Origin of the sequence: Rossellomorea orangium (genome assembly GCF_019334305.1) — a bacterium.
Lineage (GTDB): Bacteria > Bacillota > Bacilli > Bacillales > Bacillaceae_B > Rossellomorea.
This window is the reverse complement of sequence record NZ_JAHWGH010000018.1, coordinates 377,844-402,377: the sequence shown is the minus strand read 5'-3', so window position 1 is coordinate 402,377 and position 24,534 is coordinate 377,844. Positions and strand designations below refer to the sequence as shown.

Sequence of the window (24,534 nt, the reverse complement as noted above, 5' to 3'; positions counted from 1 at the left end):
TAGGTAGTATTCACTGTAAGCTCTATTTAATGAAAGTTCATACCATTACGTATTGCTTACCCCTGCATGATTATGCTAGACTTATAAAAAAGTGATTCCTAGAGGGGAAACTATATGTTAACAGAAAGACAAGGTTTAGTGGTTTGGTTACATAGTTTGAAGCATGCCAAGTCCCTAAGGCGATTCGGAAATGTCCACTATGTATCCAAGAAAATGAAATATGTTGTGCTGTATTGTAATCAGGATGAAATTGACTCTGTGATGGAGAGAATATCTACGTATTCTTATGTGAAAAAAGTAGATCCTTCCTTTAAGCCATTTATCAAGTCCGTTTTTGAAAATTCCCGACCGGATAAAGCGAAGGAATATGATTACAAAATGGGATTTTAGTGATTGCTGCCAAAGACAAATGTTTGGCAGCTTTTTTCATTGGTGAAGGGCAATTCACATCTACTGTAACGGCAGGATATAATGATTTAATCGCAGAATCGCAATAAGGTGTTGATAATACAATACGTTTTCCGGAAAAAGAGTCGAGGGCTTCACATCCATCTGGATAATAACTTTATCAAGCGAAGCGGCGGTTTCCTCGAATAAAGAGTAGCGCTGGTTTGGTTTAATATGAGGGTTTGGTATCCCTTCTCTACATATATAAATCGCTTGGAATTTCCCTTCCTCTGTAGGTTTCATCGCAAGAGCGATAGAGGTTACCTCACGGTTATTCACAACGGTATGGAAAGCGAGCATATGCTGTAAACGCTCTTTATTCGCTTTTGCAAGCTCCAAAAGCTCATAAATATCTGAATAGCCTTCTCCTAATTCAATAAATCGTTGAATCATTATCTCATTCCCCTTTTCTTCCCTGGTTAATCAATTTCTTATTATTTCAGACATCCAGTCATAAGTAAAGATGTGTATTTCACTTATAGAATTCATAAATTTGTAGCACCATTTTCCATTCATATCTGCTATTCTTTAAGTAGCTTACACGGTAAGGGGTAGAGTATGAAGCGGTTTTTAATTACATTGTGTTCCATCATGATTCTGACTAGTTCAGGGATTCTCTTCTTTCAATGGATGGGCTTTAGTACTGAAAGTGCCGGAGATTCCGGTATTGTAAAAGTCAATCAATCTTACTCCATTATTCATAATGAAGGCAAATTTGAGATAACCCAAACCATTCATTTTCCGCCGGGAATATCTGATCCCATTCCGATATTATGGCCGGAGAGGGCAGGGAATTTCACGTGCAAAGATACAGAAGGAAAGAATTGTCTGACGAAAGAAAACGGAGTATTTCAATTAAGGGTACCTAAACAGGTTCCACAGGAAATCATCATTACGTATTCTATAAACCAATCCCCCGATGCGGGTTATCTATTATTAGGGAACTGGTTTCCTGTACTTTCTGATGTTTCGACTTCCAGTACCTCAATTCAGTTATCCGAAAAGAGCCTTAGAACTGGAAAATGGGTAGCAGGGTATTCATCTGCAAACGTTAAAAAAATGAATTATATCGATTATTATTCCTTCAGTGGTAAAGGTGGTCCCTCAGCCTTACTGTGGACAAAAGAAGCCTGGAAAGCAAAAGACTATTCATCTGTAAGGGTGTTGGGGAAGGACATTGACCGATCCGGCTTAACCGATCAACTGGCTTCTTTCGACTCCGATAATGGTTTTGTCACCGTCATCTTATCGAAGAATATCAAACCCTTTTTCTCTTCTAACCTGATCATCATGGATGATGCATCTGGAGGAGAAGCCGTGAGAAATATCAGGAGAAGTTTGTTATATCAAACATTAAATGCGGGAGACGACATGATTTGGTTAAGGGAATTGGTAGTAGGCCTTCTTCTAAACGAGGTTCCCCCCGCTGGTGAATCTGCCTGGGCATATAAACAGTTAAAAGACGGTTTAAGTCTGTCTGAATGGAATGATCTCAGGCGAATGGTCAAAAATCAAACAGTTGAACCTTCAATCCTGGATAATGCCCTCAGCAGAGTGACAGGGCTTACGACCACATTTTTTGAAGAAAATGTGAACAGAGATGAGAAGCAACCTTTCTTCCTGAAAGGAAATAAAACGATCTTGATGAATCAGGAACCGAAACAACTCTCGTATGTAGCATATAAACAAAAAGAGTTCATTCAGTTCACCGAAACCATTAACGATTTAGGAATCGAGTTGAAAGAAGTGGAGCCCGGTGAGTATTTCACATCATTAAGTGGAAATACATTAAGGTTCTATGTGAATGAAGACTTTTTCATATACAATGAAGAAATCTACGGTGCTCACGAGAATCCGGTTCAAAAGATAGGGAGTTCAGTTTATATAGATATCGATTGGTTGGAGAAGTTGTTCAAGGTGAATGTGTCGGAAGAAAAGAATGTTATCAACATTTCGAATGGAACATAAAAAAAGCCCTGCAGAATATTCTGCAGGGTCCTTCTATATCCATCACTGGAAAGAAGGCAAAGGGAGAGGAGAAACCGGAGGAAGAACTTATGGGGAATCGTAAGTCTTCTCCGCGGTTGGCAACAACATCAGTTAGGATGCTGTTACTTTCATTATCACCTATCAAAATGATTTTATACATTTTTCAAGCAAATTTAGAATGTGGCGATATGTGTCGAGATATGATAGGATAGTGAAGAAAAAATACATATATGGTGGATGATTATGAGAGTCATATCAGGTACGTTAAAGGGCAGACCGCTGAAGGCTGTACCAGGAAGTGGGACAAGGCCCACAACAGATAAGGTAAAAGAGTCAATATTTAATATGTTAGGACCCTATTTCGATGGAGGGACCGGACTGGATTTGTTTGCTGGTAGCGGTGGACTGGGAATCGAGGCGTTAAGTCGAGGACTTGATTCCGTTATCTTTGTGGACCGTGATGCAAAAGCATTTCAAACCATCAAGGCCAATCTTGAGGATTGCCAATTATTGGATCAGAGTGAACTGTATCGTAACGAGGCAACAAGAGCGTTAAAGGCAATCGTAAAAAGAGAAATTGTCTTTGATTATATATTTCTGGATCCTCCATACAAACAGCAAAAGCTTCAACAACTCCTCGAATTCATCGATGAACACAACCTTCTAAATGAAAGCGGTTACGTCATGTGTGAGCATGGCTCTGAAATTACTCTGGATGAAAGTACGGGCAGGTTGAGAAAGGTGAGGGAAGAAACGTATGGGATCATACGGATTTCTATTTTTTCAAGAGGAATGAATGAAGAAAGTCATTAATAGACAGGAGGCAGTGATATGCCAAGCATAGCAGTTTGTCCGGGGAGCTTCGATCCTATTACGTACGGACATTTAGATATTATTACAAGAGGGGCTAAGGTCTTCGATCAAATCTATGTAGTAGTATTGAATAATTCTTCAAAAAAACCACTATTTTCTGTTGAGGAAAGAATTGAGTTAATTAGGGAAGTCACCAGGGACATCCCTAATGTGGTAGTCGATTCATTTCAAGGATTATTGGTAGACTACGCTAAGAATGTAAACGCCAAAGCAATCATCAGAGGGTTACGGGCGGTTTCGGACTTTGAATACGAAATGCAGATTACGTCTATGAACCGGGTCCTTGATGATGAAATCGAGACGTTCTTTATTATGACAAATAACCAGTATTCTTTCTTAAGCTCAAGTATTGTGAAAGAAGTGGCCAAATACGGTGGCGATATCTCTGAACTGGTACCTAAACGAGTGGAAGAATCATTAAAGAAGAAATATGAGAGCAAATAATCAACCAGGGTTGTTTCTCGCTATGGACCTCGAACTTCCACACAAGGTGGCAAGATGGTGGGTCAATGTGGAACAACCCTATTTTCTTTAGGTACTTCTTGTCTTTAGACAAAGGATGATATATACAATTAAGCTTAGGATGGTAATGACAGGACCGACTGACTTCAACCAGTAAAGCATGTCGGTCCAAAATGCGTCATTATGTCTGGCGAAAACCGGTATGGCATTGGAAAGCTGGTCATCTGAGAACCTGCCATAAATCGGCTTCCATAGGAGGATGGTAGCCATCGATGCCGCGAGCCCGTGAATAAATCTTGCGTAGAAGAACGGCTTGAACCGTATATCCGTCTCTGCCAGGATGCTTGCCACCTGAGCCTGGACACTAAATCCTGAGAACCCCAAAATGAAACTCGTTATAATCGCCTGTTGTAGCAGAGTTGCCTCTGTAATTCCACTGGTGAGCTTGGATCCCAAAGTGATTTCAAATAGTCCTGAGATAAAAGGTATGCTTAACAGTTCAGGTAATTGCAGCAGGATAAATAAAGCCGATAACCCTTCTGCAAAAAAGGTCGTGATGTGAAGGTGATACAGCATTTTATTAATAACCGAGAATAAGATGATAAAACCGCCTATCATCAATAAAGTTTGGATGGATGAAGTGACAGAATCACCGAGGAGTTTCCCGATTGGCCGTTTATCCTCAATCCTGGTTTGATGAAGTGCCGAGAATGCTTCCTTGATGATGAATCCTTTTTTCTTCGTTTTGCTCCTTATCATCTCTTGGTCCTCTTTCCTTCCATAGAACCTCATGACGACCCCGACGCATATATTCCCAATATAATGAGCAGCGGCTAACACAATTCCAAGGGTCGCATTTTGAAAGAATCCAACAGAAACAGCACCGAATATAAATAGCGGATTGGAAGAGTTCGTGAAGGAAACGAGTCTTTCCCCTTCAAGTTTTGTAATCTGATCCTCTTGACGCAAACGGGCAGTCAATTTAGCCCCTGCGGGAAAGCCTGATGCCATTCCCATCGCCCACACAAATCCGCCCACTCCCGGGACCCGGAAGATTGGCCTCATCAAGGGTTCGAGCATGACTCCTATAAATCGGACAACACCAAACCCGATTAACATCTCCGATACAATGAAAAACGGTAATAGAGAGGGAAAGACGATCTCCCACCACATATCAAGACCCCTGATGGATGCCTCGAGAGATTCCCCGGGCATCAAGATGAGAGAAGCTGCAAATATCGTCACACCTATGGATAAAGCCAAGGTTTTCATTTTAGATTTGTACAACCGGACTTCCTCCCCTAAGAATATAGTTCCTTCTATTTCAATCCCTTGTGAAACAGGAAAAGAATGATAAAATGAGATTAATTCAACTTGTCCTCATATTATTCAATATACTCATACATAATTGAAATAGACCATATGATGACTATACCGATAGCTCGGGAAAAGGGGGAAGGGCATGGATAGACCAAAAATCGGATTGGCCCTTGGCTCGGGTGGAGCAAGGGGATTTGCTCATTTAGGTGTTTTAAAGGCATTTGATGATGCGAAAATACCGATCGATATGATTGCAGGAAGCAGCATGGGGGCTCTTGTTGGCTGCTTCTATGGGGTGGGGCATAAGATGGAGGATCTATACAAGCTTTCCACCACCTTCAGAAGGAAGTATTATATAGACTTTACCGTGCCCAAGATGGGGTTTATTTCAGGGAAAAGAATAAAAGAATTCATTCAACTATTTACTCATAATAAGAATATTGAAGATTTGAATATTCCGGTCAGCGTGGTGGCAACGGATATAACAAACGGTGAGAAGGTTGTGTTCACAACAGGCCCCATTTCAAGTGCTGTCAGGGCGAGCATTGCCATACCTGGAATCTTTGTACCTGAAAAGATAAATGGCCGTTTATTGGTGGACGGAGGCGTCATCGATCGGGTTCCGGTCTCGGTTGTAAAAGAAATGGGAGCGGATATCGTCATAGGGGTGGATGTATCACACGTAAAACGAAATGCAGAAATCACTACCATTTATGACGTCATCATGCAAAGCATTGATATCCTACAATTAGAAATCGTCGCCCACCGGGAATTTGCTTCTGATTTCATGATCAGACCCCATGTCGAAATGTATAGCACCAGGGCTTTTAAAAACATTGAGGAAATCATCGATATGGGAGAAGAAGAAGCAAAGAAGGTTATTCCTTCAATTCAGGAAGCTTTAGACAATTGGAAGGAGTAAAGAGTATGAAAACGAAAACGTTAATAAGAACACTCGTCATCATGACCATTATCATGGTTGCCAGTTCCTTTTACTATCTCCCTTATTATGTGACAAAACCCGGCAGTGCTCATGAACTTGATCCAATTGTTCATGTGGAGAATGGGTATCAGGATGACGGAGAATTGATGCTGACAACAGTGCGGATGGGAAGAGCGAATATTTATGCTTATTTGATGGCCAGCATAAGAAAATATGAATATATCTTTCCTGTCGACGAGATCAGAAGTCCTCATGAAAGTGATGAGGAATATAATTTACGTCAACTGCAACTCATGAACAACTCGCAAAGCCATGCGATTGAAGTAGCATATAAAAAAGCCGGGAAACCTTATAAATATAACTATAAAGGGATTTATGTATTGAACATATACCCATCCATGCCTGCTGAAGATGTCCTGAAACCAGGGGACCATATCACGGCCATCGATGGTCAAACGTTTCAGTCATCTCAGGAATTCATCGACTACGTAAGCGGTAAGGCGAAAGGGGATAAGGTGGAAATCACATACGTTCGGAATAAGAACAAAAAGGTTGAAACGATCCCATTGGAAGCATTTCCCGATGTACCTGATAAGGTGGGTCTCGGCATCACGTTAAGCGATGATAAAGAAATTGTGACAGACCCCCCTGTAAAGCTGGAGACTGAGGAAATAGGAGGACCCTCTGCCGGTTTGATGTTCAGTTTGGAAATTTATGACCAGCTAACGGAGGATGATCTGCCTAAAGGTCATAGAATCGCAGGCACCGGGACTATTTCTGAGGATGGGAAGGTCGGGCGCATCGGCGGCATCGAACAAAAAATAATCGCCGCTGACAAAGCTGGAGCGGAATATTTCCTTGCCCCCGATGAAACGATCACAAAAGAAATGAAGGAAAAGTACCCTGATCTTGAGTCGAACTATGTTGCAGCTAAAAGGACCGCAGAAGATATTGGAACAGATATGAAAGTGGTTCCGGTTAGGTCATTTGAGGAGGCCCTGGCCTTCCTGCAAACAATCGATAAATAATGAAAGAGACTGCCCTTCCGGGGGCAGTCTCTTTCGCAATTATAAGATGGTCGTCTAAATCATGATTGGTGGTTGTGACCACTCCTGATAGAGGAGTTTTTTTCTAGCGGACGAATTCTGTAGCCCCAATGAATAAATTTCTGCTGCCTTGACGTCCAAACTTATGGCTTGTTGATCGGCGCTTGAAAGTTTACTGATCAGTGGAAGAGACAAACTCTTTTTCTGTTGGTGGATGAATTCCCTGCCTTTCTTATTCATCCCCAAGAGGCGGATATACTCCGGGGTGGCGTGCCTATTCCTCATATTCTCTTTATGTGTATCGGTCAATATGTGAAGAAGCATTCTTTGCAGACGTGTCCATGTATAGCGCTTCGTCTTTAGATTAGACATGAAGTCTTCAAAGTACATAGAGGATTTGGCGTATTCTACCATTCGATTCTCGATCCCTTCTTCTACTTCATATATATCCTGAAGCTCGGCTTTTGAAGAAGAAAGAATTTTGTATTGGAGAAGGGTCCAGTAATTCTCCCACCTGTGAAAACTCCCGTACTCTTCTTTATAGCTATAGAGTTCTTGGACGGAACTGTCAGGTAGATAAGAATTGATTGCGTGATTTTCGCCGTCGCCGAATATACTTTTTCGGATGCTGGTCGCACTGGCGATTGAAGGTGATGCGAAATGTTCATCATGGTACCCGGCCGATTCACGTGTAATGGTATATGCCTTCAAGGATGAAGAGAGTCGATTTCTCGCCTCAACATAATGGAATCCCAGAATATTATTAGGCTTACTTAGATCGATCAGGGATCCCTCCTTCTCTAATTTTTGATATGCGCCTGCAAGGGCAGAAGGGTAGCTCATCCCTTCCTGAATAAAGTCCCGTATGTACTTATCATATTGCTCTTGATTGGTATGGATAAATTGAATCGTTTTGTCAAAGGCGTGAATATCCCCATCTTCGCTACCAAAACAAAAGCTCTCACACCCAATCCTGTCAAAGAGCGTAATGGCTCCTTTTGAAAATATTTCAGCATGCTGTGTGGCAAAGCTGTATGGAAGCTCGATCACCACGTCCACCCCGGCCTCCAAAGCCATTTTGGTGCGGGACCATTTCGAAACGAGTGCCGGTTCTCCACGTTGGAGGAAGTGACCGCTCATCACTGCCACTACAATATCAGCCCCCGTTGCTATCCGAGTCTCCCTTAAATGATGTAAATGCCCGTTATGAAAGGGATTGTATTCTACAACCACACCTGTCGCTTTCATAATTCTCCCACATCCTTTCTAATCTTCATACGTGCCTCTGATGTTCATTATATAAGGAAATAATCCAAATACTCCGCTTTTTTGGAAGAATCATAACGAATTTAATAAAATATTTGAAAGACCTTATATTTAAACGTTATAATTACTACACTATGGTTGTAAAGAGTGTAAAGAAAAAATATTGACAAACGGTATTATGAAAGCTATAATTACTTTTGTTGCCTTGAGGTGATGACATTGAAATGGTCAATAATACAATTACAAAAATTTAGAGACAAGGGACTTTCCATAGACGAAACGATTAATTTGGATGAACTTAAAGAAGTAGATCCCCAAATTATAGAAGTCTCTCCTATCCGAGTGTCTGGAAAGGCAGATATCGGTTCAAACCGTGTCACTTTCCATCTTCATATAGAAGGGAAGTTAGTATTACCTTGCTCAAGAACCCTTGTGGATGTTGATTTACCAGTTGACATTCATACGATTGAGACGTATCTTCTAAATGAGGCTGATTATGATCAGTATGAGGAAGAGGAAGTACATCGTATACAAGGTGATGTTATTGATTTAAAACCAGCTATCAGAGAATTGCTGTTACTTGAGATTCCGATGCAAGTGATCAGTGATGAAGCGAGAGAACAAGATGAGATGCCTTCTGGTAAGAACTGGGAAGTGATGACAGAGGAACAAGCTTATCAAGTCGAAGAAGAGGAAGAGAAGAAAGTAGACCCTCGACTCGCTGACTTAGCAAAACTTCTTGATCAAAACAAGAACTCTTAAAAGCGAAGTACCAGTCCGACTGGCTTCATAATGAGTATGAATCTCTTTTAAGGAGGTGGGAAGAATGGCAGTACCTTTTAGAAGAACTTCTAAAACAGCAAAAAGACAACGTCGTACACACTTCAAACTACGTGTACCTGGTATGGTAGCATGCCCAAACTGTGGTGAAATGAAATTGGCACACCGTGTTTGTAAAGAGTGCGGAACGTATAAAGGAAAAGAAGTTGTAAACAAATAATCGTTTACACCGCATAAAAGCGTGAAGAGACCATGGCTCTTCACGCTTTTTTTGATCGTTTTGGAAGAAAGGCCTGTTCATCCCGATCAGAACACCATACACTATAAGTAAGATATTAGGGGGGGTTCTTTTGGGAGAATATTTAATACATATGAATGAAGAAGGAATATTGACATTTACCATCAATCGACCTGAAAAACGAAATGCAATAAGCTATGAAGTGATGAATGGGCTGGAGGTGGCCATGGAAGAGAGCGCTCACAATAACCAGGTGAAAGCTTTGGTTATAACTGGGAGTGGGGATTCTGCTTTTTGTTCCGGCGGGGATTTATCACAGTTCCATAACCTTAAAACAGAAAGTGAAAGTTATGGGATGCTAAGTCGTATGGGTGGCATCCTTACAAGGCTCGCCTTTTTACCGAAGCCTACAATTGCTTTCATCAATGGCACTGCGATTGGAGGAGGATGTGAGATCGCCACCGCATGTGACTTCAGAGTGGCGAAGAGAACCGCTAGGATGGGGTTCGTTCAAGGGAATCTTGCCATTACCACCGGGTGGGGAGGAGGCACATTGCTCCTTGAGAGACTTCCTGCGTCCCTTGCCCTTTCGCTCTTGATGACTGCAAGGCTGGAAACAGCGGAGGCCTTATATGTAAGTGGTTTTATTGACGAAGTAGTGGATGATAGTGTGCCTTTGCAGGATATTCAGCTCATCAATATGATCTCATCGAAATCTGGGGGAGTATTAGAAGCTTATAAGCATCAACTTCTAGCCAAGTGGGATAAAGAAAGAATAAAAGACAATATTTTAGAGGAAATAAAAAGATGCTCGGTACTATGGGCGCGTGATGAGCACCATGAAGCAGTAGACAAGTTTTTTAACAAGGAATAGAATATGGCAAGAGGGAACAGGCAGAAGCCTGTTCTTTTTTTTGTGGATTTAAAATAGTGATGATGATTCTATCTTCTCTAGTAAGAGCATATGTATGGAGAAACTGATTAAACAGGGGGGATTCAAATGTCTTCAAATAGACAGGATGCCTGGAGCCAGGATGAAGATGTATTGTTAGCCGAAGTGGTACTGCGTCATATCCGTGAAGGGGGCACACAGCTGCAGGCGTTTGATGAAGTAGGAAAAAAACTATCGAGGACTTCCGCGGCATGTGGCTTTAGATGGAACTCGTTTGTACGTAAACAGTATAAGTCAGGTATCGAACTCGCCAAAAAACAAAGAAAGCATTCCAAGAAGCACTCAGCATTATCTAAGACGCTTGAAGGAAAGCCGGAAACCCCCAAGGCAGTGAGCACGCAGGATGCCCCTGAAGCATTCTCAATGGGGAGTATGATCCAATATCTCCAAAAAGCGGAAGAAGCCGTTAGGAATGAAGAGAGAGTCAGGAATGAAAACAGTCAGCTTACTGAACAAATCTCACAGCTTCAGGATAAACTTCAAGGAGCAGAAGAAGAGTTAAGAGAATATGAAGAGAAGTACACCCTCCTCGAAGAAGATCATAAATCTTTATTGGCGATCTTTGAGAAAGCGAGAAAAATGGCTCTCCTCCAAGGAAATGAAGATAAGGTGAAGTTTCAAATGGATAAGAATGGGAATCTGCAAAGGCTGAATAAATGAAGAGAAAAAAGGCTGACTCAAAAATTTGAGCAAGCCTTTTTTGTGTTAACTGATTTTCTGTTCTTTGACACCTGCAGGGAACCAGACATAAGGATTTTCTCCTAGATCTCTTTCCACCTCGTATGTTACAGCTTCAAAGCCCATTTTCTCCCAGAAACCCTGTGATTTGATACGGGAGTTTGTCTTGATCGGTAAGCCAAACTCCTTGGCGAACTCCACCAATGCTTTTCCGTAGCTTTTGTTCTGGTATTTTGGCAATACTTCAAGTTTCCACAACTCCAAATAATTTTGTGGAGGATCGAAATATTGATCAAAACGGGCATTCCGTTGATATAAGCTCATTCTAGCAATTAGGGTATCACCGAAGTAAATTCCATAAAAAGGAGATTCACTATCGTTTTCGATTATATTTGCCTGTAAGTCTTCGAGCATGGAAAGTTCCTGAACACCATATTCTTTAAATTTCTTAAACTCTTCCAGAGTTTTATAATTTACTTTTAGTTTTTCTACTTTAACTGCCATAGTACAACCTCCTATAATGCTTAAAAAATCTGCGGATACGTGACATATCATGTATCCGTTTGCAATGACTCTAAACGTAGAGCACATATTTATTATTATTATATAACAAAAATACAAAAAATTCTGCACTTATTTTAGAAAACGTTTACAATGGAGAAGAAGGAATTCGACGATTTTTGTAGAATTCGTATATTGAACAGATGTGTTCTGTGAAGAAAGGGGAGAGATTGTGCAGAAGATACTAATTGCAAACAGGGGAGAAATCGCTTCGAGGATCATCAAAACATGTAAACAATTAAATATTCAAACAGTCGCGGTTTATTCAGATGCAGATCAGGATATGCCCTTTGTAAAAGACGCGGATGTTGCATACCGCATAGGTGAATCACAAGTGAATCGTTCATACTTGGTAGTGGACAATATACTGGAAATCGCAAAGAAGGAAAAGGTGGATGGCATTCATCCCGGATATGGTCTCTTGTCTGAAAACGCGGACTTTGCCCGTAGGGTGACTGAAGAAGGGATCACCTTTATTGGTCCCGCTCACGACATCATTGACAAGATGGGAGATAAGGTCGAGGCGAGGAAGGTGATGCAGGAAGCATCTGTTCCGGTAGTACCGGGAAGTGCCGGTGGAGTGGAAACGATTGATGCAGCCAAAGCCGTTGCGCTCGAAATAGGCTATCCTGTCATGTTGAAAGCGAGTGGTGGAGGCGGTGGAATCGGTATGATTCGCTGTGAAAATGAGCAAGCGCTCGTTCAAAGCTTTGACTCTACTAAAAACCGTGCTAAAGCTTATTTCGGAAAAGAGGAAGTCTTCCTTGAAAAATGTATTGAGAATGGGAGACACGTAGAGGTGCAAATCTTCGGAGATCACCATGGGAATCTGGTTCATCTTTACGAGCGTAACTGTTCCGTTCAGCGAAGAAATCAGAAAGTGATTGAAGAGTCACCTTCTCCTTCATTATCTCAAGAAACCAAGGAGAAAATGTTTGCATCAGCCGTACAAGCCGGTAAGGCAGTTGGATATACCAATGCAGGAACGGTGGAGTTTATCGTTGACGAAGACGAGAATTTTTATTTCCTTGAAATGAATACACGTCTCCAGGTGGAACATCCCGTCACTGAATCGGTCACCGGACTGGATCTTGTGAAATGGCAGCTGCTCGTGGCGGAAGGGAAACCTCTCCCGTTATGCAAACAGGAGGAAATCCAGAACAACGGCCATGCCATTGAGTTTAGAGTATATGCAGAGGACCCGAAAACCTTCTATCCTTCCCCAGGCCAATTAACAACACTGCAATGGGCAGAGGGTGAGGGGATCCGTATCGACAGCGGATATGAAGAGGGCAACAAGGTTACCCCGTTCTATGATCCGATGATCTCCAAATGTATCATTATGGGTAATGACCGATCGGATGCATTGAATAAAGCAAAGATCTTCTTTGATGGCGTAAAGATTGAAGGGGTCAAGACGAATGTCAGCCTATTCAAGGATATTATTGAAGACAAAGGATTTATTGAAGGATCTTATACCACAAAATGGTTGCAGGACTTTTTAACAGCCAACCACACATAATGAGGGGCGAAATGCTCCATAATCAATTCATACTTAAGAGGAAAACTGGAGGAATCAATCATGAAAGAAATCACATCAACAATGGCCGGAACTGTATTAAATGTATTAGTGGAACAAGGTGGGGAAGTGTCAACCGGTGATACTGTTCTTATGCTTGAATCGATGAAAATGGAGATTCCCGTTGAAGCCGAAGCGGCAGGGAAAGTAACCGAAATAAAAGTGAATATCGGTGACTTTGTTAACGAAGGCGATGTATTACTCGTTATCGAAGGATAAGCGTTTCAACAAGTCAGAAGATCTATTGATCCTCTGACTTTATCGATTTTTATACATTTACATAAAACGACGGAGGGGATATTATGTCGACATCCAAAACGATCATCAATACTCTTGAAGAAACTAGAGACAGAATTGCGTCTGGCGGTCAGCCTAAATATCATGAGAAATTAAAAGAACAGAACAAAATGTTTGTTCGTGATCGTCTTCAACAATTGTTTGATAATGGGGATTATCAAGAAGATGGGATGTTTGCCAACAATAAGGCGGAAGATTTACCTGCCGATGGGGTTGTCACCGCCATCGGGAAAGTGGGAGGGCAGACTGTTTGCGTCATGGCCAATGATTCCACTGTAAAGGCTGGTTCCTGGGGTGCGAGAACGGTAGAGAAAATCATACGGATCCAAGAGACTGCTCTTAACTTAAAGGTACCTATCTTCTATTTGGTGGACTCTGCGGGGGCGCGTATCACCGATCAATTGGATATGTTCCCGAATCGACGCGGTGCAGGAAAAATATTTCATAATCAAGTTAAGATGTCCGGAATGGTTCCACAAATCTGTGTCCTGTTCGGACCATCTGCTGCCGGTGGGGCGTACATTCCTGCTTTCTGTGATATCGTCATCATGGTGGATGGCAATGCGTCCATGTATCTTGGATCCCCGCGGATGGCAGAAAAAGTAATCGGTGAGAAAGTGACACTCGAAGAAATGGGTGGTGCAAGAATGCATTGTACCGTCAGTGGTTGCGGGGACCTTCTTGCAGCGTCCGAAGAAGAAGCGATCGAGGAAGCGAAGAGATACTTAAGTTATTTCCCGGCGAATTATCAGCACAAGCCACAGGTGGTAGATGGAGTTGCTCCTAAACATGAAAAACTGTTGGAAGATATCATCCCGGAACATCAAAATGCGCCATTCAACATGTATGATTGCATCGACACTTTGATTGATGAAGGAAGCTTCTTTGAGATGAAGAAACTCTTCGCTCCCGAACTGATCACAGGTTTCGGACGAATGGACGGGAAGGTAGTAGGGATCATTGCCAACCAACCGAAAGTGAAAGGTGGGGTCCTTTTCCATGACTCGGCCGACAAGGGCGCTAAATTCATCCAATTATGTGACGCGTTCCATATACCGTTACTATTCCTCGCTGATGTGCCCGGGTTCATGATCGGGACAAAAGTGGAAAGAGCGGGGATTATCAGACATGGTGCCAAGCTGATAGCCGCCATGAGCTCCGCAACCGTTACGAAAATTTCTGTCATTGTCAGAAAGGCTTATGGAGCCGGTTTATATGCCATGGCTGGCCCGGCATTCGACCCTGACGTGTGCATCGCCCTCCCGACTGCACAAATCGCTGTAATGGGACCTGAAGCAGCGGTGAATGCTGTTTACTCCAATAAGATTCAGGCCATTGAAGATCCTAAGGAAAGAATTCAGTATGTCCAGGAGAAACAGAAAGAATATAAAGAGCATATAGACATATACAAGTTGGCATCTGAATTAATAGTAGATGAAATTACAGCTCCGAATGAATTACGTTCTGTATTGATTCAGCGTTATAAACTTTATGAATCAAAGGATGTACGTTTCAGTGAAAGGAAACATCCTGTATATCCTGTCTAATGTAGTGAAAGAAAGGGTCCGTTCTTTTTGGAACGGGCCCTTTTTATAAAGGTGATTGATTCTTTTAGCCTATACGTTTTCTTCATGAGGGAAATTTGGTAAAATGTTCATAAATGAAGCAGGAGAAGGGGTCTTTATGAGAATAGGAATCTTAGGAGGAGGAGCGGTTGGTCTTTTGATTGCCGGGTATTTGGGCCAATCATTCGATGTCACCCTTATTGTGAGGAGAGAATCACAGGCTCGCTCGCTGAATCATAACGGAGTAACTATACTTAAAAATGGATCTACCATCAATACCAGGGTCACTTCGGTCAATCAGATCGAGTCAGTTCAGGAATTTGACCTTGGGATTGTAGCTGTTAAGGGGTATGATCTCTTCTCACTTAGAGAGACTCTCTTCAAATTTAGTGCAGAACGTCCCCTTATGTTTGTCCAAAATGGGATAGGACATATCGAGTGGGTGAAATCATTACCCCATCATCATTTGATAGCGGGTTCGGTCGAGCATGGGGCAATGAAAGAAAATGATGTCACTGTACATCATTTAGGGGAAGCAGGGATTAATATTGCATTAATTAGAGGGAATTGGGGTGTGATGCAAGAAGTAGTATCACAGAGTGTCCATTCATTTCCCTTTTCAATCCAACCTGACTTCGAAAAAATGCTCCTGACCAAATTATTCGTCAATGTATGTATCAATCCATTGACAGCCCTGACCGGTGTAACGAACGGTAAACTGGTCGAAAATTCATTTTTTCAGCATTTACAAAGGGATGTATTCAAAGAGTTGATGCTCTTGTTCCCTCAAATGGACGAAGTCATATCGTTTAATAAAGTAGTCGATATCTGCAGGAATACATATTTGAATAAATCTTCCATGTTGAAGGATATTGAGTCGGGAAGAGAAACGGAAATCGAATCGATCTTAGGCGTACTTCTGGATAAAGCAGAAGAAGAACACCATTTTGTACCCAACATGAATGTACTTTACAGATTAGTTAAAGGAATAGAAAGAGAAGGTCTGGGGGGATAAAATGGCGTCCGTTTTTTCTACAATCATAGCCATTTTCGTTATGATTCCATTTTTGGGATATTTCATTAGTTTTATTCTTGCAAAGGAGATCATGAAGAGTCATCGGAAAGCGGTGCATATCGCCATCGATATAACCACCTTTCTATTAATTGTCTCTGTTCACTTTATTGTCATAGCCATTTGGCAGACATCGTACCTGTGGCTCATTTTTATAGTGGTTTGTTCCATCGGGGTACTGTTTGCCCTTATGTATTGGAAGGCAAAAGGTGAGATACATTATCCCAAAGTATTGAGAGGCTTCTGGAGAGTCAACTTCCTCTTGTTTTTCACTGCGTATATCACATTGATGATCACCGGCCTCATCCTTAGAATTCTTGAATTGAATTAAAATTAACAGGCAGGATTTTTCCTTTTCCTTATGTGGAATGATATACTCATCGTTAGGATATAAAGAGCTAGAAAAGGAGTCAATCACATGGATTTGGAAAGCTTAAACATTCCTGCAATCAATCTGTTTGCATCTAAATATTTAAACCAAGAAGAGCCTGTCACTTCTTTTTTTCACTATAATATCAACATGCCCTCAGTTTACCAGGACCGTATGAAAGACCTTCAATCGCGACAATTCCCTAGAGAAGGACTGACAACCTGTATTTCCTCTTATATGGAAGGGTTGCCTACGTCCGATAAAGTGGAAGAATCCCTTGGGAAATTGAGGGATGATGCAGTTACCGTCGTAGCCGGGCAACAGGCTGGCCTTATGAGCGGTCCCCTCTACACGATACATAAAATCATTTCAGTCATTCAATTAGCGAGGCAGCAGGAAGCAGAATTAAAACATCCGGTTGTCCCGGTTTTTTGGATTGCCGGAGAAGATCACGATTATCAAGAAGTGAATCATATATTCGTTGAAAAAGGAACGAAGCTTGAGAAGGTTGGGTATCCTGAAAGGGTACTGGAAAAAAAGATGACCTCTCACATCACGTATACAAAGTCGGTGATGAAGGATTGGGCTGGTGACATCATGACCGTTCTAGGTGAGACGGAGTATTCAAAAGAAATGCTGAAAGAACTCAATAAGATGATAGACGAGGAACAAACGATCGTTCGCTTTTTTGCGCATTTTGTCATGAGTTTATTTAAAGATTTCGGACTGCTGGTCATTGATTCGTCTTATCCTCCCCTCAGAAGACTTGAAGGGTCGCATTTTCATCATTTGATTGAAAGCAGTAAGTCAATAACAGATGCTGTACTGGAACAACAAAGAGTCATTCAGGAGAGTGGATTCGGCACTCAATTGGAAATATCCCCTGATGCCGCCAATCTTTTTCTACAGATTCAGAACGAAAGGGCGCTGCTGGATAGAGATGGTGAAGTGTTCATTGAGAAAAGTAGCAATAAGATATTTTCTTCAGCCGAGTTGCTGACCATTCTAGAGAATAATCCTGAATCATTTAGTAATAATGTCGTTACAAGGCCATTGATGCAGGAGTGGTTATTCCCGAGTCTCGCATTTATTGCAGGTCCGGGCGAAATTGCATACTGGGGGGAATTGAAGAAGGCATTTGAACATGTGGATTTAAAGATGCCTCCTGTTGTGCCCCGATTAAACATCACGATAGTGGAAAGGGACATCCAAAAAAGGATGCAGGAACTCCAGTTGACGCTTGAAGGAGTCCTTACAGAAGGAGTAACGACTGCCAGGGATGCTTTTTGGAAGACTCTTGAACGTCCGGGACTTGAGAAGGAAATGAACGAAATCCAGGAGGAACTCACTCGTAAATATGAGGAAATCTTGAAACAATCCATTTCGATTGATCAAGGGCTGGCCCCCATTATCGAAAAGAATCTGGAGTTCCATCATAATCAGTTCAATTATTTACGCAAAAAGATAGAGAAAGCGCTGAAAGATAAGCACTCATTAACGTTCTCTCAATTTATGAAAGTAGAAAACAGTATCAGGCCCAATGAAGGACCTCAGGAAAGAACCTGGAATATCCTCTATTTCTTAAATAAGTACGGCCCAGATTTCGTGAAAGATCTGACTCTTCAAGATTTTACGTTTGATGGAGCGCATAAAGTGATATATATATGATCCATTAATATAAAAAAGGACCCAATTCGTTGTAAAGTGCGAATTAGGTCCTTTTTCTGTTGGATATTGACAAATTATTCAACCGGAAAATTGTCTGGAAAAGCAGGAAAAAGACTAATGAAAAAAAGAGGGAATATTATGCAAGAAAAGAATATAGAAAAGAGTGGAGAAAAGTGGGGGGATGTGGTACATTTGTGTTAGAAAGTGGGGGCAGTGCATATGTTCATGGGCGAATATCAACATAACATTGATAATAAAGGCCGTTTAATTGTACCTGCCAAGTTCCGTGAACACCTCGGTGATTCATTTGTCATCACCAGGGGGCTTGACCAGTGCTTGTTTGGTTACCCTATGGATGAATGGCGTTCATTAGAGGAAAAGCTTAAAGCCCTGCCACTGACTAAGAAAGATGCCCGTGCCTTCACCAGATTTTTCTTCTCGGGAGCAACAGAGAGTGAACTGGATAAAACGGGCAGGGTGAATATTCCTGCTACACTTGTGAATTATGCACATTTGGATAAAGAATGCATTATTTTAGGAGTTTCCAATCGAATTGAGATTTGGAGTAAATCATTATGGGAAGACTATTTCACACAATCTGAAGATTCATTCGCTGAACTTGCAGAGAATATGGTAGGGTTCGATATTTAGCCCGCCACAAAACGTTCGATTGGAAAGGTGAATTCAACATGTTTAAACATACAACTGTATTATTGAAAGAGACCGTAGACGGTCTGGATATTAAAAAAGATGGAGTATATGTAGATTGTACGCTAGGCGGTGCAGGGCACAGTGAATATCTTGTCAGTCAGCTATCGCCAGAAGGTCGTCTGTATTGCTTTGATCAGGATGAAACAGCCATCAACCATGCGAAAGAAAAACTTTCTGCTTATCAGGACAGAGTGACATTCGTCCAATCAAATTTCAGGCATATCAAAGAAGAACTTGAACAACTCGGAGTACATAGTGTGGATGGGATTTTATACGATCTTGGTGTTTCATCACCTCAACTGGATACTCCAGAAAGAGGGTTTAGTTATCACCATGATGCGCCTCTTGACATGAGGATGGATTTACAAGGGGAAGTAACGGCCTTTGATGTGGTTAATCATTGGTCCTTTGAGGATTTGGTCCGGATCTTTTATCGATATGGAGAAGAAAAGTTCTCGAAGCAAATCGCCAGAAAGATCGAAGCGGCCCGTGAAGTGAAAGCGATTGAAACCACTGGGGAACTTGTGGAATTGATCAAGGATGGGATTCCGGCACCCGCTAGGCGAAAGGGTGGCCATCCAGCCAAGAGAGTGTTTCAAGCAATCCGTATTGCCGTGAATGATGAGCTTGGAGCTTTCGAAGATTCCTTGGAGCAGGCAATAGGGCTTCTGCATAAGGGTGGAAGGGTGAGTGTCATTACGTTCCATTCCCTGGAAGACAGGATTTGTAAGACGATGTTCAAGGAGAAAGCGTCAGGACCTGACCTGCCTCCAGGTTTACCTATTATTCCTGAGGGTTATGAAGCGGAACTTAAACTGATTACGAGAAAACCGATCCTGCCTGGCGAAGAAGAATTAGAAGAAAATAATCGTGCCAGGTCAGCTAAATTGAGAATCGCAGAAAAAAATATATAAAAAGAAGGAAACAGGAGGGAGAATTTTGAGTAACTTAGCCAGAAATTACGAGCAGCAAAAAGTGGAGAAATCTTATCAGTCCGTTCAAGCCAAACCACAAAGACTGAATGAGGGAAGAAGGTCCGTTGTCACACCGGGTGAAAAAATCCTTGTGGCCATATTCGCCATGGTGTTTTGTTTCTTGGCCGTTCAAATCGTATCGACACAGGCCGCCATCTATGATGTCAACAAAGAGGTTCAGCACGTTGAAACCACCATTGAAAAACAGGAAAAGGCCAACAATGACCTGAAACTTCAAGTGAGTGAATTGAGTACGTATGAACGTATTCTTGAAAAGGCGAAGGAACTTGGACTTAACTTGAAAGAAAAGAATGTTAAGGTTGTTGAACAATAATGAAAAAGAGACCAAGTATGAACATAGGGGCAGCCATCCTTTTCGGGATTTTCGGCTTGCTCTTTTTTGTATTAATGGTCCGCTTTGTCACCATTCAGGTCACTGGGGAAGCGGAAGGAAAAGTCCTGGCATCACAGGCGGCAAAAAAATATATTAAAAGTCATATTCTAGAAGCGCATAGAGGAACAATCTTTGACGGTAAAGGGGAGGTCATTGCAGAGGATACATCTGCGTATACCCTGGTTGCTATACTTGACCCAAGCATCACGAGTGATCCGAAAAAACCGAAGCACGTGACCGACCCGGAAAAAACGGCCAAAGTTCTCGCTGAATATCTTGATATGAAGGAGAGCGAGATTTATGACCGTTTAAATAAAAAAGGACCTTATCAAGTAGAATTCGGTGCTCCCGGGAGAGACCTATCACATCAGAAAATGCTTGAAATCAAGGAAGAAGATCTTCCAGGTGTAACGTTCAGGAAGGAAGCGAAACGATTTTATCCTAACGGCTCTTTTGCTTCACATCTGATCGGATTCGCACAAAAAACGACGGACGATGACGGTGATTCCACAACAATTGGGAAAATGGGAGTCGAAGCAAGCTTCAATGATGTGTTAAAAGGGAAAGATGGTTCTGTTGCATATAAGAGTGATGTATGGGGATATCTCCTGCCGAATGCAGATGAACATGTGACTCCACCCGAGGATGGGGATGACCTTTATCTGACCATCGATAAGAAGATTCAAACATTTCTTGAAGAGGCAATGAATGAAGTCCAAAAAAAATATAAGCCGAAGAAAATGTTTGCGATCGTATCCGACCCGAAGACGGGAAAGATTCTCGCTATGTCACAAAGACCTACTTTTCACCCGGACACAAGAGAGGGACTCTTGGATAACTGGACCAATATCATCGTTGAAGACACCTATGAGCCCGGGTCGACGATGAAATCCTTCTCTCTGGCTGCAGCGGTGAATGAAGGAAAGTTCAATCCCAATGAAACCTATGAATCTGGTAAGTTCTATGTGGAAAATGTTCCAAATCCAATCCGGGATCACAATGGCGGAGAAGGGTGGGGGACAATTTCGTACTTGGAAGGCGTCCAAAGGTCCTCCAATGTTGCATTTGCGAATCTCCTTGATAAAATCGGCTTTAAAAAATATGAGGATTACCTACATGATTTTGGATTCGGTGAGGCGACGGATGTAGGGTTACCAAACGAAGCTTCAGGTTCTATCCTTTATCATTATCCGATTGAAAAATACACGACCATCTTTGGTCAGGGAACAACTGTGACACCTCTTCAAATGGTACAGGCTGAGTCAGCGATTGCGAATAATGGGAAAATGATGAAACCTTATGTCATTTCCAAAATCGTGGATCCCAATACGAAAAAAGTGATCAAAGAAACAAAGCCCGAAGTTTCCGGAAGTCCCATTTCGAAAGAAACAGCGATCAAGACGAGGGAATACCTGGAGACGACTGTCACATCTGAACATGGTACAGGGCAAAAGTTTGCGATAGAAGGATATCGAGTTGGTGGAAAATCGGGATCAGGACAAATCCCTGATCCCGCAAATGGCAGGTATATGGTGGGTAAAGAAAATTATCTCTTCTCCTTTATGGGGATGGCTCCCATCGATGATCCTCAGTTAATTGTTTACGTAGGGGTACAGCAGCCTGAGTTGGAGCCGACTGAAATCGGCTCTGATCCGGTATCGGCGGTTTTCAATCCTGTCATGCAAAACAGCTTAAAGTACCTGAATATCAAACCTCAGGAAAAAGTGAGCCTGAAAAAACAGTCACTGCCTGATACGAGGGAAATGAGCCTGGAAGAAGCGAAAAAAGATCTTGAAAAAGCAGGGGTCACTCCTATCGTAGTCGGGAATGGTTCCCAGGTGGTCAAACAGCTGCCTCAAGGTGGAAACGCCATCCTTGAAGGCGAAAGGGTCGTCATTAAAACAGACGGCGACATGACCATTCCGGATATGAAAGGGTGGTCTGTGAGAGATGTCTTCAAGGTAGCCAATATCGCCGGTTTAAAGATGAATATGGTCGGAAATGGTTTTGCTGTCAGTCAAAACATTCAGCCTGGGGCAAAGGTTAAGAAAAATGAGCCCCTTGTCATCAACTTCAAGACTCCTGAAGAAGAATCTGCCCAGGTAGCGGATGATGAACAGCCAGTAAACGAATAATGAAGGGATGACTAATGCATGAGACATCCCCCACCTTAGCTGCGTGCATAATTGAGGCTAGGGATATGGGGGTTGCTCATCAAAGTCACCCTTTTATTTTTTCTTCTCTCCCCGCAAGTAGAACTGCCTACACCATCACGAGTCTTTCATTGATTTCAAACATACCCCAATAAGTCCAAGCATATAATGGAACGAGCCATAGAAGGGGAGGTTCCATTTGTGAAAAGAGTATCCAATGTAACGGTAAGGAAAAGGTTGGCTGCAGCGCTTATAGTAGGAGTCCTTGTTTTCTCCATCATAGATATAAGGCTTGGGTATGTTCAGTTTTTTAAAGGGGACTGGCTTACCGGCTTAGCGAAAGACTCTTGGAGTCGAAATATCCCATTTCAACCTGAACGGGGAAAAATAGTAGACCGTAATGGAGTTGAGCTTGCCGGGAATCAAAGTGCACCGACGATCTTTGTCGTTCCACGGCAGATCACAGACCCACAAGGGACAGCAGATAAACTGGCGGCCGTCCTTAATATTTCAGTAGAATCTGCATATAAATATGTAACACAGAAAGCCAATATGGTGTTGATTAAGGAAGCCAGAAAGATTTCATATGATAAAGCAAAAGAAGTAAGGGACCTCAATCTAAAGGGAGTCTATTTAGGAGAGGATTCTAAGCGTTATTATCCTTACGGAAGCTATTTATCCCATGTCCTTGGATTCGCAGGGATTGATAATCAGGGACTGATGGGACTTGAACTTTCATACGATGAAGAGCTTAGTGGAGATAAAGGGTATGTTAAATTTTTCTCAGACGCAAAAGGAAAGAGAATGCCAGATATGGCGGATGACTTTGAAAAACCTGAAAATGGATTGGATCTGAAATTAACGATTGATACCAAAGTGCAAACCATCGTGGAGCGGGAATTGGACATCGCCGAGGCGACTTATAATCCCGATGGCATCATCGCCATCGCCATGAATCCAAACAATGGTGAAATACTGGCCATGTCGAGCAGGCCGACGTTTGACCCGGCTAACTTTCGAAATGTCCCCCAAGAGATTTATAACCGGAATCTGCCGATTTGGAGTACCTATGAGCCGGGCTCCACGTTCAAGATCATTACTCTGGCAGCGGCGCTGGAAGAGAAGAAGGTCGACCTCTATAAAGAAACGTTCCATGATCCTGGTCACATTGAAGTGGCTGGATCGACCCTTCACTGCTGGAAGCGCGGTGGGCACGGCACGCAAACATTTCTGGAAGTCGTACAGAATTCATGTAACCCGGGATTTGTCGAACTGGGACAGAGGCTAGGGAAAGAGAAACTCTTCGAATATATCCATAATTTTGGATTTGGTGAAAAGACGGGCATCGATCTTCAAGGAGAGGGAAAGGGTATTCTGTTCAATCTTGATCGGGTGGGACCAGTAGAGCAAGCGACGACAGCATTTGGTCAAGGTGTGGCTGTTACCCCGATTCAGCAAGTAGCAGCGGTATCTGCAGCTGTAAACGGAGGCGTATTGTATCAGCCTTACATTGCAAAAGAGCTAATTGATCCTGCAACGGGAGAAGTTGTGATGAGAAAGACACCGCAAATCAAGGATAGGGTCATTTCAGAAGAGACTTCCAAGCAGATCCGCGAAGCGCTGGAAAGTGTCGTTGCCAAAGGCAGCGGTAAGAAAGCATATGTAGATGGTTACCGGGTAGGGGGAAAGACAGGAACAGCCCAGAAAGCCAAAGATGGTAAATATCTTGAAAATAATCACATCGTTTCCTTTATGGGAGTAGCACCTATGGATGATCCAGAAATTGTCGTGTACGTAGCAGTGGATAATCCGAAGGGGACGATTCAATTCGGTGGTGTCGTCGCCGCCCCGATTGGTGGAAGTATCATTGGTGATAGTCTGGAAGCAATGGGAGTACCGAAACGAAAAGGTCAAATTGAAAAAGAAATGACGTGGACGGACACTCCTCTGATTGAAACACCTGATTTGGTGGGGTTGACGAAAAATGAACTTCAGGAGCAACTCGTTAACCTTGACCTGGATGTAAGCGGAAACGGGGAAAAAGTGGTAAGTCAGTCTCCCGATCCCGGGGTGAAAATCAAACAAGGATCCAAAGTGAGGGTTTATCTTTCAGAATAGTCATGCGGAAAATCTACATGTGCTACCCTTGTCATCTATCCCGGGGATTTGATTTGAAAATGTCCCCGGGAACTTATA

25 protein-coding genes are annotated in these 24,534 nt (G+C 42.3%); 21 read left to right on the top strand and 4 right to left on the bottom strand.

The annotated features are described in order from the left end of the window. Positions 1-114 precede the first annotated feature (114 nt). A complete protein-coding gene (locus tag KYJ26_RS19205; protein WP_044337505.1) occupies positions 115-390 on the top strand; it encodes a YlbG family protein in 276 nt (91 codons plus the stop codon). 60 nt (positions 391-450) lie between these two features. Here the strand turns inward: KYJ26_RS19205 and KYJ26_RS19200 are convergent, their stop codons facing one another. Then, a complete protein-coding gene (locus KYJ26_RS19200) occupies positions 451-840 on the bottom strand; it encodes a DUF7147 family protein (protein WP_219169073.1) in 390 nt (129 codons plus the stop codon). 165 nt (positions 841-1,005) lie between these two features. Here KYJ26_RS19200 and KYJ26_RS19195 point away from each other — a divergent pair, with 165 nt between their 5' ends. From KYJ26_RS19195 to coaD, 3 genes are all read left to right on the top strand, one after another. Further along, positions 1,006-2,415, top strand: a complete 1,410-nt coding sequence (locus tag KYJ26_RS19195; RefSeq protein WP_219169071.1) for a hypothetical protein — start codon at positions 1,006-1,008, stop codon at positions 2,413-2,415. 264 nt (positions 2,416-2,679) lie between these two features. Continuing rightward, positions 2,680-3,249 carry a 16S rRNA (guanine(966)-N(2))-methyltransferase RsmD gene (rsmD, locus tag KYJ26_RS19190; protein ID WP_219169069.1) on the top strand — a complete coding sequence of 190 codons (570 nt, stop codon included), beginning with the start codon at positions 2,680-2,682 and terminating at the stop codon, positions 3,247-3,249. Positions 3,250-3,267: 18 nt separating this feature from the next. Then, positions 3,268-3,753 (top strand): pantetheine-phosphate adenylyltransferase, encoded by a 486-nt coding sequence (coaD, locus tag KYJ26_RS19185; RefSeq protein WP_219169067.1) that lies wholly within the window; start codon positions 3,268-3,270, stop codon positions 3,751-3,753. A gap of 87 nt (positions 3,754-3,840) precedes the next feature. Here the strand turns inward: coaD and ylbJ are convergent, their stop codons facing one another. Continuing rightward, on the bottom strand, positions 3,841-5,058 hold the full coding sequence (ylbJ, locus tag KYJ26_RS19180) for a sporulation integral membrane protein YlbJ (protein WP_307514104.1): 1,218 nt from the start codon (positions 5,056-5,058) through the stop codon (positions 3,841-3,843). Positions 5,059-5,233: 175 nt separating this feature from the next. On the opposite strand from ylbJ, the gene KYJ26_RS19175 reads away from it, so the two are divergent. Next, positions 5,234-6,013, top strand: a complete 780-nt coding sequence (locus KYJ26_RS19175; RefSeq protein ID WP_219169065.1) for a patatin-like phospholipase family protein — start codon at positions 5,234-5,236, stop codon at positions 6,011-6,013. A gap of 5 nt (positions 6,014-6,018) precedes the next feature. Beyond that, positions 6,019-7,062, top strand: coding sequence for a SepM family pheromone-processing serine protease (locus KYJ26_RS19170; protein WP_219169064.1), 1,044 nt, complete (start codon positions 6,019-6,021; stop codon positions 7,060-7,062). Between the two features lie 54 nt (positions 7,063-7,116). Here the strand turns inward: KYJ26_RS19170 and KYJ26_RS19165 are convergent, their stop codons facing one another. Further along, positions 7,117-8,328 carry a nucleotidyltransferase gene (locus KYJ26_RS19165; protein ID WP_219169063.1) on the bottom strand — a complete coding sequence of 404 codons (1,212 nt, stop codon included), beginning with the start codon at positions 8,326-8,328 and terminating at the stop codon, positions 7,117-7,119. 237 nt (positions 8,329-8,565) lie between these two features. On the opposite strand from KYJ26_RS19165, the gene KYJ26_RS19160 reads away from it, so the two are divergent. From KYJ26_RS19160 to KYJ26_RS19145, 4 genes are all read left to right on the top strand, one after another. After that, a complete protein-coding gene (locus KYJ26_RS19160) occupies positions 8,566-9,108 on the top strand; it encodes a YceD family protein (protein WP_206851033.1) in 543 nt (180 codons plus the stop codon). Between the two features lie 64 nt (positions 9,109-9,172). Beyond that, a complete protein-coding gene (gene rpmF, locus KYJ26_RS19155; RefSeq protein ID WP_044337494.1) occupies positions 9,173-9,346 on the top strand; it encodes a 50S ribosomal protein L32 in 174 nt (57 codons plus the stop codon). 130 nt (positions 9,347-9,476) lie between these two features. Beyond that, the gene (locus KYJ26_RS19150) at positions 9,477-10,238 is read left to right on the top strand and encodes an enoyl-CoA hydratase/isomerase family protein (RefSeq protein ID WP_219169057.1); all 762 of its coding nucleotides are present in this window, start codon (positions 9,477-9,479) and stop codon (positions 10,236-10,238) included. A gap of 126 nt (positions 10,239-10,364) precedes the next feature. Further along, positions 10,365-10,976 carry an RsfA family transcriptional regulator gene (locus tag KYJ26_RS19145; protein WP_219169055.1) on the top strand — a complete coding sequence of 204 codons (612 nt, stop codon included), beginning with the start codon at positions 10,365-10,367 and terminating at the stop codon, positions 10,974-10,976. Positions 10,977-11,021: 45 nt separating this feature from the next. Here KYJ26_RS19145 and KYJ26_RS19140 read toward each other — a convergent pair whose 3' ends face one another. Beyond that, positions 11,022-11,498 carry an N-acetyltransferase gene (locus KYJ26_RS19140; RefSeq protein WP_219169053.1) on the bottom strand — a complete coding sequence of 159 codons (477 nt, stop codon included), beginning with the start codon at positions 11,496-11,498 and terminating at the stop codon, positions 11,022-11,024. A 229-nt stretch (positions 11,499-11,727) separates the two neighbouring features. Between KYJ26_RS19140 and KYJ26_RS19135 the strand changes: the two genes are divergently transcribed. From KYJ26_RS19135 to KYJ26_RS19085, 11 genes are all read left to right on the top strand, one after another. Further along, on the top strand, positions 11,728-13,077 hold the full coding sequence (locus tag KYJ26_RS19135; RefSeq protein WP_219169052.1) for an acetyl-CoA carboxylase biotin carboxylase subunit: 1,350 nt from the start codon (positions 11,728-11,730) through the stop codon (positions 13,075-13,077). Positions 13,078-13,137: 60 nt separating this feature from the next. Further along, positions 13,138-13,353, top strand: coding sequence for a biotin/lipoyl-binding carrier protein (locus tag KYJ26_RS19130; RefSeq protein WP_219169050.1), 216 nt, complete (start codon positions 13,138-13,140; stop codon positions 13,351-13,353). Positions 13,354-13,436: 83 nt separating this feature from the next. Next, positions 13,437-14,978 (top strand): acyl-CoA carboxylase subunit beta, encoded by a 1,542-nt coding sequence (locus tag KYJ26_RS19125; protein WP_219169048.1) that lies wholly within the window; start codon positions 13,437-13,439, stop codon positions 14,976-14,978. A 136-nt stretch (positions 14,979-15,114) separates the two neighbouring features. Further along, on the top strand, positions 15,115-16,011 hold the full coding sequence (locus tag KYJ26_RS19120) for a 2-dehydropantoate 2-reductase (protein ID WP_219169046.1): 897 nt from the start codon (positions 15,115-15,117) through the stop codon (positions 16,009-16,011). A 1-nt stretch (position 16,012) separates the two neighbouring features. Next, entirely contained in the window at positions 16,013-16,399 is a 387-nt protein-coding gene (locus KYJ26_RS19115; RefSeq protein ID WP_219169044.1) for a DUF3397 domain-containing protein, read from the top strand. 87 nt (positions 16,400-16,486) lie between these two features. Beyond that, the gene (bshC, locus tag KYJ26_RS19110; protein ID WP_219169042.1) at positions 16,487-18,106 is read left to right on the top strand and encodes a bacillithiol biosynthesis cysteine-adding enzyme BshC; all 1,620 of its coding nucleotides are present in this window, start codon (positions 16,487-16,489) and stop codon (positions 18,104-18,106) included. 219 nt (positions 18,107-18,325) lie between these two features. Further along, positions 18,326-18,757: a division/cell wall cluster transcriptional repressor MraZ gene (mraZ, locus tag KYJ26_RS19105; RefSeq protein WP_219169041.1), complete on the top strand. Its 432-nt coding sequence runs from the start codon at positions 18,326-18,328 to the stop codon at positions 18,755-18,757. Between the two features lie 38 nt (positions 18,758-18,795). Then, on the top strand, positions 18,796-19,731 hold the full coding sequence (rsmH, locus tag KYJ26_RS19100; protein WP_219169040.1) for a 16S rRNA (cytosine(1402)-N(4))-methyltransferase RsmH: 936 nt from the start codon (positions 18,796-18,798) through the stop codon (positions 19,729-19,731). Positions 19,732-19,756: 25 nt separating this feature from the next. Further along, positions 19,757-20,125, top strand: coding sequence for a cell division protein FtsL (gene ftsL / locus KYJ26_RS19095; RefSeq protein WP_219169039.1), 369 nt, complete (start codon positions 19,757-19,759; stop codon positions 20,123-20,125). Next, entirely contained in the window at positions 20,125-22,320 is a 2,196-nt protein-coding gene (locus KYJ26_RS19090) for a penicillin-binding protein (protein ID WP_219169038.1), read from the top strand. Before ftsL ends, KYJ26_RS19090 begins: the two co-directional genes overlap by 1 nt. Before the next feature lie 219 nt (positions 22,321-22,539). Further along, the gene (locus KYJ26_RS19085; RefSeq protein WP_308807574.1) at positions 22,540-24,456 is read left to right on the top strand and encodes a stage V sporulation protein D; all 1,917 of its coding nucleotides are present in this window, start codon (positions 22,540-22,542) and stop codon (positions 24,454-24,456) included. Positions 24,457-24,534 lie beyond the last annotated feature (78 nt).